The organism is Stenotrophomonas indicatrix (assembly GCF_002750975.1).
Classification (GTDB): domain Bacteria; phylum Pseudomonadota; class Gammaproteobacteria; order Xanthomonadales; family Xanthomonadaceae; genus Stenotrophomonas; species Stenotrophomonas indicatrix.
In genome coordinates this window covers 203,266-221,027 of the sequence record NZ_PEJS01000001.1, presented here as the reverse complement: position 1 = coordinate 221,027, position 17,762 = coordinate 203,266, and the positions used below count along the sequence as shown (strand labels likewise).

General features: G+C 61.5%; 13 protein-coding genes. 5 read left to right on the top strand and 8 right to left on the bottom strand.

Features of this window, described 5'->3' with window-relative positions; translation table 11 throughout:
- Window positions 1–77: 77 nt before the first annotated feature.
- The 5 genes from CR918_RS01015 to CR918_RS00995 all read left to right on the top strand — a co-directional run bounded on the left by CR918_RS01015 (window position 78) and on the right by CR918_RS00995 (window position 6,125).
- On the top strand, window positions 78–824 hold the full coding sequence (locus tag CR918_RS01015) for an electron transfer flavoprotein subunit beta/FixA family protein (protein ID WP_099841867.1): 747 nt from the start codon (window positions 78–80) through the stop codon (window positions 822–824).
- Window positions 824–1,765, top strand: a complete 942-nt coding sequence (locus tag CR918_RS01010) for an electron transfer flavoprotein subunit alpha/FixB family protein (protein ID WP_099841866.1) — start codon at window positions 824–826, stop codon at window positions 1,763–1,765. Before CR918_RS01015 ends, CR918_RS01010 begins: the two co-directional genes overlap by 1 nt.
- Window positions 1,766–1,908: 143 nt before the next feature.
- Window positions 1,909–3,267 (top strand): phosphohexomutase domain-containing protein, encoded by a 1,359-nt coding sequence (locus tag CR918_RS01005; RefSeq protein ID WP_099841865.1) that lies wholly within the window; start codon window positions 1,909–1,911, stop codon window positions 3,265–3,267.
- A gap of 14 nt (window positions 3,268–3,281) precedes the next feature.
- Complete coding sequence (locus CR918_RS01000; RefSeq protein WP_099841864.1) at window positions 3,282–4,691, top strand: mannose-1-phosphate guanylyltransferase/mannose-6-phosphate isomerase; 1,410 nt, start codon at window positions 3,282–3,284, stop codon at window positions 4,689–4,691.
- Between the two features lie 3 nt (window positions 4,692–4,694).
- Window positions 4,695–6,125 carry a UbiA family prenyltransferase gene (locus CR918_RS00995; protein WP_265350030.1) on the top strand — a complete coding sequence of 477 codons (1,431 nt, stop codon included), beginning with the start codon at window positions 4,695–4,697 and terminating at the stop codon, window positions 6,123–6,125.
- Between the two features lie 20 nt (window positions 6,126–6,145).
- On the opposite strand, the gene CR918_RS00990 is transcribed toward CR918_RS00995, so the two are convergent.
- The 8 genes from CR918_RS00990 to CR918_RS00955 all read right to left on the bottom strand — a co-directional run bounded on the left by CR918_RS00990 (window position 6,146) and on the right by CR918_RS00955 (window position 17,754).
- Window positions 6,146–6,838, bottom strand: coding sequence for a class I SAM-dependent methyltransferase (locus tag CR918_RS00990; RefSeq protein WP_157804313.1), 693 nt, complete (start codon window positions 6,836–6,838; stop codon window positions 6,146–6,148).
- Window positions 6,839–7,018: 180 nt separating this feature from the next.
- Complete coding sequence (locus CR918_RS00985; protein ID WP_099841861.1) at window positions 7,019–8,155, bottom strand: glycosyltransferase family 4 protein; 1,137 nt, start codon at window positions 8,153–8,155, stop codon at window positions 7,019–7,021.
- Window positions 8,156–8,158: 3 nt separating this feature from the next.
- Complete coding sequence (locus CR918_RS00980) at window positions 8,159–8,509, bottom strand: EamA family transporter (protein WP_051585010.1); 351 nt, start codon at window positions 8,507–8,509, stop codon at window positions 8,159–8,161.
- A 114-nt stretch (window positions 8,510–8,623) separates the two neighbouring features.
- The gene (locus CR918_RS00975; RefSeq protein WP_133119654.1) at window positions 8,624–10,858 is read right to left on the bottom strand and encodes a hypothetical protein; all 2,235 of its coding nucleotides are present in this window, start codon (window positions 10,856–10,858) and stop codon (window positions 8,624–8,626) included.
- 195 nt (window positions 10,859–11,053) lie between these two features.
- Entirely contained in the window at window positions 11,054–11,995 is a 942-nt protein-coding gene (locus CR918_RS00970; protein WP_099841859.1) for a GDP-mannose 4,6-dehydratase, read from the bottom strand.
- Entirely contained in the window at window positions 11,979–13,019 is a 1,041-nt protein-coding gene (gene gmd / locus CR918_RS00965; RefSeq protein WP_032976373.1) for a GDP-mannose 4,6-dehydratase, read from the bottom strand. Before gmd ends, CR918_RS00970 begins: the two co-directional genes overlap by 17 nt.
- Before the next feature lie 104 nt (window positions 13,020–13,123).
- Window positions 13,124–15,640 carry a glycosyltransferase family 4 protein gene (locus tag CR918_RS00960; protein WP_099841858.1) on the bottom strand — a complete coding sequence of 839 codons (2,517 nt, stop codon included), beginning with the start codon at window positions 15,638–15,640 and terminating at the stop codon, window positions 13,124–13,126.
- Window positions 15,640–17,754, bottom strand: coding sequence for a methyltransferase domain-containing protein (locus CR918_RS00955; protein WP_099841857.1), 2,115 nt, complete (start codon window positions 17,752–17,754; stop codon window positions 15,640–15,642). Before CR918_RS00955 ends, CR918_RS00960 begins: the two co-directional genes overlap by 1 nt.
- Window positions 17,755–17,762 lie beyond the last annotated feature (8 nt).

The following is a 17,762-nucleotide window of genomic DNA, read 5'->3' as shown; positions in this document are numbered from 1 at the left end:
GGTTGCTGTGCGAGGACCGGACGTTTCCCGTTACTGTGAGCCGGCCAGCGACCGGCACTACAAGGATCTCGTACCAGATGAAAATCCTCGTCGCGTACAAGCGCGTGGTGGACTACAACGTCCGCATTCAGGTCAAGCCGGACGGCTCCGGCGTGGTCACCGATGGCGTCAAGCTGTCTCCCAATCCCTTCGATGAAATCGCCCTGGAAGAGGCCCTGCGCCTGCGCGACAAGGGCATCGCCAGCGAAGTCGTGGTGGCCACCATCGCCCCGGCCGACGCCCAAGCGCACCTGCGCAATGGCCTGGCCATGGGCGCAAACCGTGCAATCCACGTCGTTACCGACCAGGCCATCCAGCCGCTGACCGCCGCCCGCACCCTGCTCAAGCTGGTTGAGAAGGAACAGCCGGACCTGGTGATCCTGGGCAAGCAGGCCATCGACGACGACGCCAACCAGACCGGCCAGATGCTGGCCACGCTCTGGGGGCGTCCGCAGGCCACCTTCGCCAGCAAGCTCGACATTGCCGACGGCAAGGCCACGGTAACCCGTGAAGTCGATGCCGGCCTGGAAACGCTGGAAGTCGACCTGCCGGCCGTGGTCACCACCGACCTGCGCCTGAACGAGCCGCGCTTCATCAAGCTGCCCGACATCATGAAGGCCAAGGCCAAGCCGCTGGAAACCCTGCAGCTGGCCGACCTCGGCGTGGACGCCGCCGACACCTTCAAGACCACCCAGTACGCCGCACCGTCCAAGCGCAGCAAGGGCGTGATGGTCAAGGACGCGGCCGAACTGGTTGCCGCACTCAAGCAGAAGGGGTTGCTGTAATGAGCAGGATTCTCGTCATCGCCGAGCACCACGACGGCAAGCTCAACGCCGCTACCGCCAAGACCGTCAGCGCGGCCGCCGCCATTTCCGGCGCCAGCATCGACGTGCTGGTGCTGGCCGCCGACCCGACCGCCGTTGCGGCTGAAGCGGCCAAGATCGCCGGCGTCGCCAAGGTCCTGACCGTGGCCAATGCCGCCAACGCGCAGGCGCTGGCCCAGGTACTGGCCCCGCAGATCGCGCAGCTGGCCAAGGGCTACACCCACGTGTTCGGCCCGTCGACCACCTTCGGCAAGGACCTGATGCCGTGCGTGGCCGCCCTGCTCGGCGTCAACCAGGTCTCCGACCTGATGGCCGTCGAAGGCAGCCACACCTTCAAGCGCCCGATCTACGCCGGCAACGCGATCATCACCGTGGAAGCACCAACCGACCAGATCGTGGTCGCCACCGTGCGTGCCGCGTCGTGGCCGGAAGCCGCCCAAGGCGGCAGCGCCTCGGTTGAGGCCGCAAGCGTCGACGCCTCCCTGCCGACCCACACCCGCTTCGTCGGGCTGGCCGCCGGTGCCAGCGACCGCCCGGACCTGCAGAGCGCCAAGCGCGTGGTCTCCGGTGGCCGTGGTGTTGGTTCGGAAGAGAACTTCAAGGTCATCTTCCAGCTGGCCGACAAGCTCGGCGCCGCCGTGGGTGCCTCTCGCGCTGCGGTGGATGCCGGCTACGTGCCCAGCGACCTGCAGGTCGGCCAGACCGGCAAGATCATCTCGCCGGAGCTGTATGTGGCCGTCGGCATCAGCGGCGCCATCCAGCACCTGACCGGCATCAAGGATGCCGGCACGATCGTGGCGATCAACAAGGACGCGGATTCGCCGATCTTCGAGATTGCCGACATCGGCCTGGTCGGGGATCTGTTCACGATCCTGCCGGAGCTGGAAGCGGCGCTGGGCTGATGCGTCTACAGGAATGCCGTGCAATCAACAAGTTGCACGGCATTCCAACATTTTGGAGGGCCCGCAGGGACGCTGGGCAGGATCACTCGTTCCAACAGGGCCAGTCGCTATAATCCGGGGTCAACCCGTGAAGGACTGCATTGATGACGCTCCCGTGTTTCAAGGCCTACGACATCCGCGGCCGCGTCCCGGACGAACTTGACGAACGCCTGGCTCGCCGTATCGGCGCCGGTACTGCGGCGTTGCTCGGCCCGGGCCCGGTGGTTGTGGGACACGACATCCGACTGAGCAGCCCGGCCTTGTTGCAGGCGGCCATCGAAGGCCTGACCGCAAGCGGTCGCGATGTCATCGACATCGGCATGTGCGGCACCGAGGAAGTGTATTTCCAGACGTTCCACCGCAAGGCGGCAGGCGGCATCATGGTGACGGCCAGCCACAATCCGATGGATTACAACGGGATGAAGCTGGTACGCGACGGCGCCAAGCCGATCAGCGGCGACACCGGCCTTTTCGATATCCGCGATTTTGCTGCTTCCGACGCTCCGCTTGGCGACGGCAAGGGATCGGTCTCCAGCGACACCGACAAGACTGCCTATATCCAGCACCTGCTGGGCTATGTCGATGTGGCCAAACTGAGGCCGCTGAAGATCGTCACCAATCCGGGCAACGGCGGTGCCGGCCTGATCATCGACGAACTGGCCCCGCACCTGCCCTTCGAGTTCATCCGCATCCAGCATGAACCCGATGGCAGCTTCCCGAACGGCATTCCCAATCCGCTGCTGCCGGAGAACCGCGCGGCCAGCCGCGACGCAGTGCGTGCCAGCGGTGCGGACTTCGGCATCGCCTGGGATGGCGACTTCGACCGTTGCTTCTTCTTCGATGCCGACGGCAATTTCATCGAGGGCTATTACCTGGTCGGCCTGCTGGCCACTGCCCTGCTCGTCCGCCAGCCCGGCGGCAAGATCATCCACGACCCGCGCCTGACCTGGAACACCGTGGAGATGGTCGAACAGGCAGGCGGCGTACCGGTGATGAGCAAGACCGGCCATGCCTTCATCAAGGAACGCATGCGCGCCGAGGACGCCGTCTATGGCGGCGAGATGAGCGCCCACCACTACTTCCGCGAGTTCGCCTACTGCGACTCCGGCATGATCCCGTGGCTGCTGATCGCGCAGCTGGTATCGAGCAGCGGCAAGTCGCTGGGCGAACTGGTGGCCGACCGCATGAAGGCCTATCCCTGCAGTGGTGAAATCAACTTCCGCGTCGAGGATGCCAAGGCCACCGTGGCCCGCGTGCTGGCCCATTTCGAGCCGCAGCAGCCGCTGCTGGATCGTACCGACGGGGTAAGCGCCGATTTCGCGGAATGGCGCTTCAACCTGCGCAGCTCCAACACCGAGCCGCTGCTGCGCCTGAACATCGAAACCCGCGGAAACGAGGCCCTGCTGCAGGACCGAATCCGTGAACTGACCGACTTGATCGGCGGCACGCCGGCAAATCACTGAGTAAAGGACGCACCATGACTCCAATCGTTCCCGTCATTCTTTCCGGCGGCTCCGGCACGCGCTTGTGGCCGCTGTCGCGCGAGGCATACCCGAAGCAGTTCCTGCCGCTGGTCGGCGATGACACGATGCTGCAGGCCACCTGGAAGCGCGTCGCATCGATCGCCGGTGCTGCGCCGATCGTGGTCGCCAACCAGGAACACCGTTTCATGGCGGCCGAACAGCTGCGCGAGTGCAAGGTCCTGCCGCAGGCGCTGATCCTGGAGCCGGTGGGTCGCAATACCGCTCCGGCCATTGCCATCGCCGCCCTGCAGGCGCTGGCCGGTGGCAATGATGCGTTGCTGCTGGTGCTGCCCTCCGACCATGTCGTGCGCAACGAAGCAGCCTTCCATGCAGCCGTGAAACAGGCCGCGGTTGCCGCTGAAGCCGGCAAGCTGGTGACCTTCGGCATCGTGCCGACTGCTGCGGAAACCGGCTATGGCTACATCAAGGCTGCCAGCGGCGAAGGCGTACGCGCGGTCGACCGGTTCGTGGAGAAGCCCGACCAGGCCACCGCCGAGAAGTACGTCTCCTCCGGCGAGTACTACTGGAACAGCGGCATGTTCCTGTTCAAGGCCTCGCGTTACCTGAAGGAGCTGGAGACCCTGCAGCCGGCGATCCTGGCGGCCTGCCGCGCCGCGCTCGACAAGGCCGCTCGCGACAACGATTTCATCCGCCTGGATGCGGAAGCCTTCGCCGCCAGCCCGAACGATTCCATCGACTATGCGGTGATGGAAAAGACCGCCGATGCCGCCGTGGTCCCGCTGGATGCCGGATGGAACGACGTGGGCTCCTGGTCGGCACTGTGGGAGGTGTCCGACAAGGACGCCGACGGCAATGCCTGCCACGGTGACGTGATCGCGCTGGACTGCAAGGACAGCTATGCCTACGGAAACCGCCTGATCGCGATGGTCGGCCTGCAGGACGTGGTTGTGGTGGAAACCGATGACGCCGTGTTTGTCGGTCACAAGGACCGCGTGCAGGACGTCAAGGAGATCGTTGGCCAGATCAAGCGCGATGGGCGCAGCGAAGCCGCCGCGCACCGCAAGGTCTACCGCCCGTGGGGCGCCTATGACTCCATCGACAATGGTGCCCGGTTCCAGGTCAAGCGGATCACCGTCAAACCGGGTGCGACCCTGAGCCTGCAGATGCACCACCACCGTGCCGAGCACTGGATCGTGGTCAGCGGCACGGCCGAAGTGACGCGCGGCGATGAGGTCATCCTGTTGTCGGAGAACCAGAGCACTTACATCCCGCTGGGTGTGACCCATCGCCTGAAGAACCCGGGCAAGCTGCCGCTGGAACTGATCGAAGTGCAGTCGGGCAGCTATCTGGGCGAGGACGACATTGTGCGGTTCGAAGATCAGTATGGCCGTGCGGGAGTCTGATCAGTGAGTGCACTTGGCGCCGGCCAATCGAGGCCGTTGTGTGTTGATCTGGACGGCACCTTGTTACGCAGCGACCTGCTGTACGAGACCTTCCTGAGGATGCTTGCACGGCAGCCGTGGATGCTGTTTTTGCTGCCGTTCTGGCTGCTTCGCGGGAAAGCGCACCTCAAGCATCAACTGGCCGTACATGGCGCTGGTGATCCTGCACTGCTTCCCTACGACCTGCGCGTGGTGCAACTGTTGCAGGCCAGCAGCGACCGTCGGCGGGTGTTGTGCACTGCATCCGATGCTGCGCTGGTGGACCCGATCGCGCGTCACCTTGGCGTGTTCGACGACGTGTTCTGCAGCGACGGGCAGACAAATTTGGCCGGCCACCGCAAGGCCGAATTGTTGGTGAAGCAGTTCGGGGAACGCGGCTTCGACTATGTGGGCAACGCCCGGGTCGACCTTGCGATCTGGAAGCATGCGCACTCTGCATGGGTGGTCAATGCCGACGCGGGCGTTGCGCGGGCGGCCGCTGATTGTTCGAAACTGGTCGAGCATTGGCCTCGCGAAGGTGGCGGATTGCGGGCGTGGCTCAAGGCGATGCGGGTACACCAATGGTTGAAGAATCTGCTGGTGTTCGTGCCGCTGTTGGCCAGCCACCGTTTCTTGGAACTGGAGACCACACTCAGCGCTGTGCTGGCGTTCATCGCCTTTGGTTTGTGCGCCTCCGGTGTCTACCTGTTCAACGATTTGCTCGACCTCGATGCCGACCGTCAGCACCCCCGCAAGCGTAAGCGGCCGTTTGCCTGCGGCCGTCTGGAACTGCGCTCAGGGCTGTTGGCCACACCGGTGCTGACTTTGACCGGCTTTCTACTCGCCGCCGCGGTCGCACCAGCATTCATGCTGGTGCTGGGAATCTACTTCTGCCTCACCTTGGCCTACTCGCTGCGGTTGAAGCAGGTAGTGATGATCGATGTAGTAATGCTCGCCGCGCTCTATACCATCCGCATTGTCGGGGGTGCGGCAGCAATCGACGTCACCCTGTCGTTCTGGCTGCTGACCTTCTCCATGTTCATCTTCCTCAGCCTGGCGATGCTGAAACGCTATACCGAGCTACGCCTGACCTTGGCCAGTGGCAAACTGAAACCCAGCGGGCGGGGCTACCATGTCGAGGACCTTGGCTTGGTGCAGAACTTGGGGACCGCATCCGGCTTGGCCTCCGTACTAGTGCTTTGCCTGTACATCAACGCACCGGAAAGCCAGAACCTCTACAACCACCCGCTGTTCCTGTGGCTGCTCTGTCCAATCCTGCTCTATTGGATCTGCCGCGCCTGGCTGCTTGCCCACCGAGGCCAGATGCACGACGATCCGGTTGTTTTTGCGGTTAAGGACTCAGGCAGCCTGATCACCGTACTGCTGGGTGGACTATCGGTGCTGGCCGCAATCTGACCGGATGTTCAGGCAAGCGACTAACGCTCCAGCACGAAAATGATCGACTCCCCGCTGCCGGCGGGGAGTAGTGGTCGGGCGAAAATGAACTGGAATAACGTCGGCCAACCAAGCATAAGGACTTCTGCCTTGCCTAACCAAGGCAGGACATACGGAAAATCCCAAAGGCCGTCGGCGAATCGGTGCACGACGCTGAATCCAGCCGCTTCGAACGCGGCCTGCCACTGGGAATGGGACTTCAGGTTGATATGGGTTGGATCGGTGAACGCGATCCAATCTTTACCCTTGCGACGGTGTGCAAACCCCTCGGCATCAGGGGTAACCACCATTGCCTTGGCCCCAGGACGGAGTACGCGGTGCCACTCGGCCAGGACGGCGTCGAGAGCGGGATCTTCGATGTGCTCCACGACATGCACCGACACCAGTGCATCCATGCTGGCATCAGCCAGCCCGGCCATCGACTCATGCACGTCAACCCCTGTCCTGCGCCGCGCCTCCGCGCTGGCCCACGGACTTTGCTCGATACCCACTGCATTGAAATGACGGCGGAGGTGATCCAAGAAGAAGCCAGGACCACAACCGAAGTCAAGGATACGGCCGGGCGGCAGGTAACGCTTGGCCAGACGAGTGAAGAGTCTCAGCGCCGGACGATCGCCGTCCTGCCCGTTACCGCTGTAATACCGCTCGTTGTACTGCTCCGATACCTCGGTCACCATACGCTCCCTATGTCGCGCCAACGCACTCGAGAACCGCTTCAGAACTGCCGCCATGAAGGGTGATGGAGAGGACGCCCGAGCGCAAGGCCCCCCCGACCCGGGAGTCAGAGTGCCTGGGGAGAGCCGCCGTAGCAAGTTCACTGCTATAGGTTTGTGACGGCTGCTTTGGGAGGCGGATCAGGCCGTTGGGTGGGGCGGCTCACGTCCAACCAGCATCGCCTCCTGCAGGTCATAGAAGCGTCGGAGTGGATAGACCCGCAATGCCTGTTCACGTACCCCGTTACGGGTTACTCCATGGCGGCTGGCCATCAGGCGCAGCATTGCCTCAGCCAGCGCGGGTGCATCACCGATGGGCACGACTTCACCGTTACCGGTGTTCTGCACAATGGTTCGAACACCGGGCAGGTTTGAGGCGATTACCCGAGATCCGCTGAGCATCGCCTCCAATTGAACCATGCCGAATGCCTCATAGCGGTTGATGCTGGGAAGTACCAGCACGTCGAGCTGGGAATAAAAGGTTTGAAGCTCTTCTTCAGTGACCCGGCCACGTACTTCAACTGCATCACCGAGAGCAGCGATTGAACCATGGATGGCATCCATGATGCCGCCGCCGGCAATGTTGTGAGTGTCGCCGACCAGCACCAGACGCACCCGTCCGGCGTGCTGCTCATGGACTTGTGCAAATGCCTCCAGCAGCACCGGCAGTCCTTTCTCGGCAACGAACCTGCCCACGAAGCCAAAGCGGAAGACCTCATCGTCCTCAATCTGCGCCACAGGCCAAGGCATTGCCTTCATGGGAGCCAGAACTTCACGCTGTTTGTGCCGAATGCCTTGCAACCAGGCAGATGAACCGGCGTAATCATGCGTCAAGACACCGACCTGACGTGCCCGTCTCACTGCCAGCCAGCATGAGATCCGAGTCACATTGACCGCCACGCGATCAATCAATCCACCGACCACTGCCATATCGCATTGGTAGTTAACCACCAGCTTACGGCTAGGAACCAGCATTGACAGCAGCCCGGACTCCAACATCGGCATGTGCAGATTGACTACATCGCTCTGTCTGGCCAAATGCACGAACTGTGTAATGAGTTTCCAACTCAATACGCCCTTATGCATCCGTGCGAATACCGGTGCACGCACCACACGCACACCATTCATCGCCTCCTCCAGCGGCAGTTCCGCATCGTGCTGGGTAGTGAGTACGGTAACGTCATGCCGCTTAGCAAGATCCTCCGCCAGCATGCGAGCAAACTCAGTAACGCCACTCATGTAAGGCGAGTAATACGTCAGGACGACAAGAATCTTCATGGATCAACTCGCGCTTACCAGCACAACGCCGGCGACAATGAGACCGATACCTGCCATGCGCAGGGGACTGACCTGCTCACCCAGGAACAACACTGCCAGAACCGGCGTCACCACGTAGGTCAGGGCGATCATTGGCTGCAATTTGGTGAGAGGCATGAACTTGAGCAACACCACCCAAGACACCAGCGGAATCATCTGGAGCACGAATCCACACACCAGCGGCGGATTGCGCAACGCTGACTCGAGCAGGGGCAGCAGCCCCTGCGTGTACTGAACCCTCTCCGCACCCATCTTGAGTAGCAGAGTTCCGAATGCTCCCAACAATACCAACCCGAACACGATAAGCAATTGCATGCACAGTTACCTTGAAGAATGGAGTGGAGAAATCATCATCGGGTCACAATGATTCCGTCCTCCCGGAACATTCGCCTCCGGCCTGCCACGATCTCATCGCCGGCCGGGAAAAAACTACTTTGACGCCACCCCAGCGCAGGAACTGGTGACCTCGCGAACGACCCAGAGCGCACCCGGGGTGGCATTGGGATCGGTGAAGGTAATGCGCTGCCATCCCGCGACCAATGGGATATCAATGCCTTCCGGGGCGAGACGATGTGGCTGCAAGCGCGCATTTCCCGCGTCGATGATCACTTCCAGTGAAGGATAGTCAGCAGCATGATCGGCATGCAGGGTCAAATGACAGTCCGTGCCCTGATCAGCCGACACTAGAGCTTCGATCTCAAAGCCAGAAGCGACCGGGCAGCCCTCCGCCTGACACGCAAGCCAACCCCAGCCCGATACAGCAGCCACCGGGCCAGCCTTGGAGAGATCAACCAGGTTGTACTCCGTTGATGGTTTTATCGACTCTGGCGCGTACTTGAATGGCGATTGAACTCCCGTGAAGGACTTCAGCTGTACGACCCAACGTGGATCAGTGGCAGACTTCAGACTGTCTCCCAGCGCACGCCTTGCGTAGCCACCGCGCATTCCCTCTTGATCCAGCTTGGGCAGGTAAGCACGTGACAACCGCTCATGTGCGAGATAAGCGACGTAGTGCGACTTCTGGAATCTCTCTACTCCCTCTACACCGGTATCGTCTATCACCCAAGCTTGGTTGTCAGCTCCGGGCAAATCCCGCTCGAAATCCAGTGAAAGGCCATGCACACCTTTCCAGCCCTCCACAACGCGCATTGATGGACGCGCGTGTTCGTGGATTGCAGCCAGCATAAGCAGAAGAACAATCACACCGTAGACCAAGATTCCCCAGCGCTGCCACTTTCCTCGGTCGGCTTCGCTGAACACTCTGAACAAATTCAACAGCAGCGCCGCGGCAAGCACACAAGCCGCAGGGCCGATCATCTGCACGACCTTGTGTTCACCGTACGCGTAGTCACGGATCTCCACGAACCCGACCAGAAAAAGCGAGACCGCCACCAACGCCAGCAGCGCTGGACGCATTGACTTCAGGTAGACACAACCAACTCCGACGAACAGCGTCAAGGACCATCCGACCAAGAGCATTCCCGGGCTGACGTAGGGGCTGCCGTTGACCACCATCCCAGCGAATGGAGCGGCCAACCAGGTCCAAGGACTGGCATGAAGGTACATTCCTTCCCACGTCCCGCCACTGGCAATACCTTCGACGTCGCTCGCCGACTGCAGCAGTTCGCCGAGCAGGACGTTGGATGCGATGAAAAACGCCCCGGCACACAGAAGTGCCCCTTTAAGGAAGGTGCTCCAAGAACGGTCCAGCAGGGCACCTGCAATCACACCGAAGGCGGCGAAAATCACGGCGGCGGCGGCGGCCTCACCGTAGCAATGCGCCGCCAGCGAGGCACCGAGTCCGAGCAACATCGCCCTGCGCCAACCGCACCGATCAAGGGACGTTGCAAGCGCCAACACCATTGCAGCCGCAGATGCGCCAATAGTGGTCGCGACGTTGCTGTTGATGGCCGCAGCCAACATGCTCGGCGAAAAATAGATCACAACCACAAGCAGCGCCAGCACGGGCAACCACAGGAAGCGCCACTTGGCAGTCCCGACCCTTCCCATTACCGCAACCGGAAGCAGGCCAACACCCATGAACAGGGCACCCAATGCTGAGGCGATAAGCATGTCATTGGCAGCTCGGCCCGCGCCAAAGGAGAGCGCCATGCCCAGCATCGAGTAACTGCCACCCCGATATACCGGACAGTCGATGCCGATGTAAACCGCACCAAGTCGGCATCCGCCTAGATGCAAGGCATCTGAGACCACCTCGGGCTCAACAAAGACCGGGTGGTTTACGGCCCAGCGTGCGCCCTCGAAATAAAAGAGCGTGTCATGGTTCGACGTTTCAACCAGCCAATAGTTGGCGGCGTCCACGCGCAGTCCAACTCCGTAGGCGACAGCGGCAACGGCAGCGGTCAGGATCAACAGCCAGACGAGAATCTCCGCTCCGCCGCTTCGCCGCAGCACGACCAGTCTCAGCAGGCCGCACGCCCCCAGGGCCACCAGCCCGTGATAGACCCACTTGCCCGGGAACCAGAGATTTACGTTGATCACGAAAAGCGCTGTTGCAATAACGCCAAGCGTCAAGCTGGCAGCCGCGCCCACAGCTCCCTGCAGGTCAGCGGGTAACAGCTCACCCTTGTTCGCACGCACGAACAGAGAGCCGCACGTGAGCAACACCATGGAGCATGCGGCGACGCTGAATACCGTCGCCATGTACGGAAGCATATCCAACAATCCCTAGTAGACGCCGTCGACAAAAGCGTCTCGACAGCTTGACAAAATATTCGGCAGCGAACGCTGATGAAAGGCATCTGCCGTGCGGGGGCGGCCTTGAACAGTCGCCTTCCTGCGGGGTTACCAACTAACCGCCCCAGTCGCCTGATCGATTCGAAAGACCGCAGTCTCTTTCTACTGTGTGCGCAGCATCCATTCGAGCGTCTGCTGGATAGGTGGGCTCTGCCAGTCTCCGATCAAATGCCTCAGCCGATCATTGCTACCTCGAAGTACGCGTACTTCGTTCGACCGGACAAAGGCCGGATTGATCTTTATCGAAATATCTTGCCCAGTAATCTGGCGGCAGAGATCGACGATTTCCCTCAGGGAATGTGAGTGTCCTGAGCAGACGTTCACGGTAGTAAGGGAAGCGAGCGGCAGTGCGATGAGTTGTGCATATGCATCGACCACGGCTCTCACATCACCGAAATCGCGCCAGACGTCGATGTTGCCTAGCTCAATTTCGGTGTCTCGCCGCAGGAAATGGGAAACTATCTTTGGAATAAGGTACTTCTCTTCCTGGCCGACACCCGTGTAATTGAACGGACGCGCAATGATCAGCGGAAGCTTTTCGCTCCACAGACCTGCGACGTGCTCCATCGCCAGCTTGCTGACTGCGTAGTCATTTGCTGGCCTGGGTGCGAAAGACTCGGAAATCTCGCCCTCGTAGGCATTCCCATACACATTCGCACTGCTGGCGAGGAGCACGCTGCTGGGCTGATGCCCAGCGTCCTGCATCGCTTGCAGCAGGTTGCGCGTTCCCATCAGATTGACCTGGTAGAAGTCGTCAACCTGACCGTGAGCAACATACGCCAATGCCGCGAGATGGATCACGTGGTCTGGGCGCACCTCGTCCATGACCCGTGTCAGCGCACGAAGATCACGCAGGTCTGCTCGTTTTACGTGCGCGACACCAGCCTGCGACTGTGGCGCGCCATCAGGCAGCCCGACGGCACTGGCCAAGGAAATTACGGAGTAATTTCGGCTTTCCAGCGCCTGCACCATGTAGCGCCCGGTGAAACCAGAGGCCCCCGTGACCAGTACAGTCTTGGGCGCGCCGTCAGAACGAGAAGCCACGCTCGTTCCTCTTGAGATCGGCCTCGACCATCATCTGGCACAGTTGCTCCAACGTGGTTTGCGGCTTCCAACCCAGAATTCGCTCGGCCTTCTCCGGATTGCCGATCAGCAGATCGACCTCAGCGGGGCGGTGGAACTTGGCATTGATGCGCATCACGGTCTTGCCACTGGCCGTATCGATCGCAACCTCATCGACGTCATTGCCCCTGAACTCCACATCGATTCCGGCGCCCTTGAAGGCCATGCTGACGAAATCACGCACGGTCTCGGTGCGATTGGTAGCCAGCACGAAAGTATCCGGCTGATCGGCCTGCAGCATGCGCCACATTCCTTCCACGTATTCCTTGGCAAAGCCCCAGTCACGCTTGGCATCCAGGTTGCCCAGTTCCAGGCAGTCCAGCTGGCCCAGCTTGATCTTGGCAACGGAGTCAGTGATTTTACGGGTCACGAACTCACGGCCGCGCAGTGGGCTCTCGTGGTTGAACAGGATGCCGCTGGAACCGAAGATGCCGTAGCTTTCGCGATAGTTCACTGTCATCCAGTGCGCATAGAGCTTGGCCACGCCATAGGGGCTGCGCGGGTAGAACGGGGTTTCCTCGATCTGCGGAATCGCCTGGACCTTGCCGAACATTTCCGAGGTCGAGGCCTGGTAGAAGCGGATCTTCGGATTGATCAGGCGGATTGCCTCCAGCAGGTGCAGCGCGCCCACACCGGTAATCTGCGCAGTCGTGGTCGGCTGCTCGAAGCTGACGCCGACGAAGCTCTGTGCGGCGAGGTTGTAGATCTCGTCCGGCTGGATCTTCTGCACCATCGAAATGGTGGTACCCAGGTCGGTGAGGTCGTACTCCACCAAGTGGAGGTTGGGGTGTGAAGCCACGCCCAGTTCTTCAAGGCGCCAGAAGTTCACGGAACTACTGCGGCGATACGTGCCATGCACCTCGTAGCCCTTGGCGAGCAGCAGCTCGGTCAGATACGCGCCGTCTTGACCGGTGATGCCGGTGATAATCGCCTTTTTATTGCTCATTCCGATCTCTCTTCAAAAAAGTCCGTTATGGCGGTAGCCGCCAGATCCTACGGGCAGCGCCGGGGGATGGGAACGCGCCCATCGATAGTGATAGGGATGATAGCTCAGGTGCGCCCAGGGGCAGACGTGTCGCCTGCGCCCTCTGGCCGCAGCAGCACATCCTTGAGCTGTGAAGCGCTCTGGGCCCAGGTAAGCCAGGGCAGTCCGTCCGAGCGCGGATGGGTGTCCTCGGCGTGCAGCGCCAGCCACTCGTCAACCGCCGCCGCGATGGGAGCATCGCCGACGCCCCCGAAGTAATGCGCATGGGGACCGGCCACCTCCCTGAATACGGGAATATCGCGCGCAATGATCGGCAGCCCCCGCTGCGCGGCTTCGATCAGCGGAAGCCCGAAGCCCTCACCTTCGGAGGCGGCCATCAGGCAGCTTGATTTGGCGTACACCACGTCCAAGAACTCGTCACTGGCGTTCTCCAGCCAGAACAGCTGCTGTCCGCGCCGCGGGTGCTCTGCCAGCTTCCTGCAGACCGTATCCACCAGCCAGCCCTTGCGGCCGATGATGACCAGGTTGACGTCATGCCCCTTGGCCCAGAGCGCATCGAAAGCGGCCAGGACCGCCTCATGGCCCTTTCGGGGCTCGATGGTACCCACCATCAGGAAGCTGGGGGCGGCGGCAAGGCGTGTGAGAATGTGTCCAGCCTCATCCGGCAGTCCCTTGGAGGGAATGCTCCCGTCCAGATCCGCGCCCAAATGGAACCACTCGATCAGCGCGTGGCTCTGAACCTCGCTCTCCTGCATCCAAGCGCGAACGTCGTCCGCCACAGCCTGCGAAATGCAGATCAATTGGTCGGCGCACGCCAGGATTTCACGCAGCCAAGCCTCATGATGCTGGCCGCCGCCACCCGGCCACCACTGGGGGTGCCTCACTGGCAGAATGTCATAGACAACGAAGGAGACCTTGACGCCGTTGCGACGGAGATGGGCGAACCATTCACTGCCGGCCTTCACGCCTGAACCGACCAGGTCCAACCCCAGGAAAACGTCTCCCGCGTGGCAGATCGCGGGCACATCGGCCTGCGACTCAATGCCCAGCAAGGTGGCCGCATAGCGGTTGGCGCAGACGTAGAGACCCGTATTCCGGTCAAGCCGCACCAGCTGCAGTCGGTAGCCTGCCACCGGTGAGCGTCCCCACTCGGCCAGCACGGCGCGAGTGACGCGCTGAATGCCTGTGCGCAGATCCTTCTCTGCAAGCTCGGTAACGTCCACCAACAACTGGAGATCATCCGCGCAACTGCGGTCCAGCCCGTCGGCCGCTGCCAGTTTTTCGCCTACGCTCGAGCCCTGCATCGATCCCAGTCGAGCGACCGCGCGCTCCATCGCATGCGTCGGCGAAATGCGCTCAAGGCCGAGAGCGGCGACGTGCTCGCAGGCGTCAAGGAAGCGCTCGGCAACCTGCCCCCACGAGAAGGCCTTGGCTCGTTCAAGCGAGTAACGCCGCAGACGCTCGGTCTCTTCGGGACTATTGAGGAAATGTGCCATGCGTTCGCTGATCGAGGCCACATCCTGCGGATCGAACAACGCTGTCTTGTCCGTTGCGATCTCGCGGATGCTCGATGCGTCCGATGCTACCACTGGTGCCCCACAGGCCATCGCCTCCAGTACCGGCAAGCCGAAGCCTTCGTGCCAGGAGGAGAAGACGAACAGGCTGCACTCGTTGTACAGGGCGATCAGCTGCTGGTCTGTGATGTAGTCGGTGAAAACCAGTTCTTGCTCGCCCAAGCTGGCTTCGGCAGCCAGGCGCTTCAGCTCGGCAACCTGCGGGCCGGGCATATGCCCGGCGAACACCAACTGATGGGTGGCGCGCGTGAGTGCGTCGAGGCCGGCATAGGCCTGGACAAGGCGATCGAGATTCTTGCGACGGTCCGCGCCACCGGTGTACAGCACAATACCCTTGTTCAGTCCGAACGCCGCGCGGATGGAGGCGCGCTGCGGGTCAGAGGGCGCCAGCTTTTGGAAAGCACCATCGCAGGCCGCAGAAATGTTGAAGATCCGCTCCTCGGGGAAACCCGCCACCTCGTGGGCTTCCGCTGCGGAGGTCTCGGAGATTGCGACCAGCGCGTCTGCGCGGCTCAGATGCTCAAGCTTCCCATAATAGAAGTCGCGATACCGGGTATTACCCTCCAGGTACACGTTCGCATTCATCAGCGGGATCATGTCGTACAGCGTCACGATCGTCGGCACCCGGCAATGCTGGTTGACGCTTCCCACCGCATTGTCGGCGAAGCCTTCGAACAGGCTGGAAAGGTGCACTATGTCGGGGCGCAGTGTAGCGATGGCCGCCTCGCGGATGATTTCCGCACGCTGGCGTCGTGCTTCGTTGCCGGGCTCACGTTGGAAGACGGGAAGCGGCACATGGAAGACGTGGATGTTGGCCCTCGTCACGACACCTTCGAAAGCGCGCCGGATCTGGTCGATGCTTTCAGGGAATGCGCCGTTCAACAGAAGGTGCAGATCGTGACCTCGACGGTTCCGCGCAACTGCCAGGGCGAGCGACAGCGAGTATCGACCGATGCCCCGGCGCCGGCTTTCGCCCTGAACACCCTGTAGATCCAGAAGGATTCGCATTAACGATGCTCCTTGGAAGAACCGGCTGCAATACCTCGGTAGAACCCACGCGCCCTGATAGACAAGCGGTCGAGGCCCTGACTCTCATTCAGCCCGGCAAAGTCGGCAACACCGCCAACAATACCTTCATGCTCCTTGCTCGCCGGAACTTCGGCAATGATCTGATTATTGACCGCCACAGAGACCAGCTTGGCATGCAGTGGCGGCACCATTCGTGTGACCGCGCTGAGCTGATGTGCCAGATCCGGATGGCGCTTAATGCGGCGCATCACGGCAAGCAGGACGCGACGCAACACCGCAATGGGCTGCTGCAGCAACTGCCGGAAACCACGAAGCGGCCGAGTCAGCCGCCAGGAACGGCTTTGTCGAACCCGCTCCAGCAACGACTCCAGCTCGTTGGCGCGCCCCTGCCAATGATGCAGGGCCCCCAGCACGGAGGCGTTGTCCCCATGGAACCTGCGCGTCTCGGCCTCCTGCACTGCGAGCTGTGCTTTTAGACCTTCCACCATACGCTGCAACGCAGCGACGCTGGCAAGATCGTGTTCACGCGCCTCCGCAAGCAAGGAACCCCGGTGCGCATCCTCGCGTGAGCGATCCAGCTCCTGCCGCGACTGGTCCAGATCCTGGCGCGACTGATCCAGCGCCTGGCGGGCAAGCCTACCCTCATGCTGCTCAGCAGCGAGCGTGCCTTCCAAGCTCAGCATTCCACGCTCAACGGCGACCAACGCGGCGATGTAACCGGTAACTTCGGTCGATTCGCCGGGCCAGCTATTGATCCGCGCAGCGAGTTCCTTGAACGTCCACGCACCCTGAGGCAGCGATAGTGCGTGCGCGAACGCGGCCTGATAGCGCATCGGCAGCATGCATACATCCAGCAGCCCGCGACGTACCGGTAGCACTGGTCCCACGTGGCCCATGAAGATTTCCCGCACCGTGATCAGCAGCGACAGCAGCAGGTCGTGTGGCCAGACGCAGTCCGCGCGCTCCGGTGAAATGGCGCCAAAGTCGATGAGGTGCGCCTGAGAATCCACGTCGACCAGCAGGTTCCAACAGCGCACGTCGTTATGGAAGAGATTCTGCTCTTCCAGTACCACCAACTGGCGGATCAGCCCATCCACCACGCGCTCTGGTGCGTAGGGAACATGCTCCTTCATCATCTCCAGGAGAATACGACCCGGTGTCACTTCCCGCACGATCCAGCAGTTCTCACAATCCACCACCGCCTCCAGCAGCGCGGGCGCTTCCATCGCCTGCGGTGCGTTCGCTAGGAAGCCAGCTTCGTTCTGGTACTCATCGCGATTGAAGTCACGCCTGGTCGAATTCGCGAGCGAGTACTGTTTTAGCATCACATCCTTGCTGAAGAAGTAGCGTCGCGATTTCCGGTGGCTGCTCATATCCATGGGGTGCGACTGGAAGCGCCAGGAATCGAAGGCACGGAAGTCGTTACCGACGAACCAGTATTTTTCACTGGCAAAGTAGAGCGGACGCTCCACGCCGGAAAGGTGGGTAGGCTGCCACGACATGACACGCAGAAACGCATACGGGCTCAGCAGTTCAGCCGGGTGCTCGGGCTGCGAGGGTCCCCAGTACAACGGCTCCTCGCGCACGGCGACTTCGTAGATACCACAATCGATCTTGCTGGCGATGTTGGAGATGATTGCCACGACAGCCGACAACCCATGCTGATGCACCAGATGATGGAAGACGCTTAGGCCCAGGACCAGATCGTAGACACCGTCATTGAGCGTTTCAATGATGTCTTCAATACGGCCACATTCGAACGTGACCCGGGTCAGCCCGGCCTCGACCGCCAGTGCCTGGCAGACGAACACGTTTCGATCGAGAAAATCCACACCGCGGACGGAATGCCCGGCTGCTGCGAGATTCAAGGAGAAGAAGCCCTGGGCGCAGCCAAGGTCCAGCACCCGCAGCGGGCGGCCCAACGCCTTCTGCAGGCGCTGGGCGGTGGCAAGGATCAGCTCAAGGCGGTCCTCACAGCCACGCGAGCTGCCCTCCGACAGCTCCGGGTGACCAAAGATGGGCTGGTACTTTTCAGGCAACGCAGCTACCAGCAATTCGATAGAGCCTGCAGCGCTGGGGTTGACGTCTGTCATATACGAAT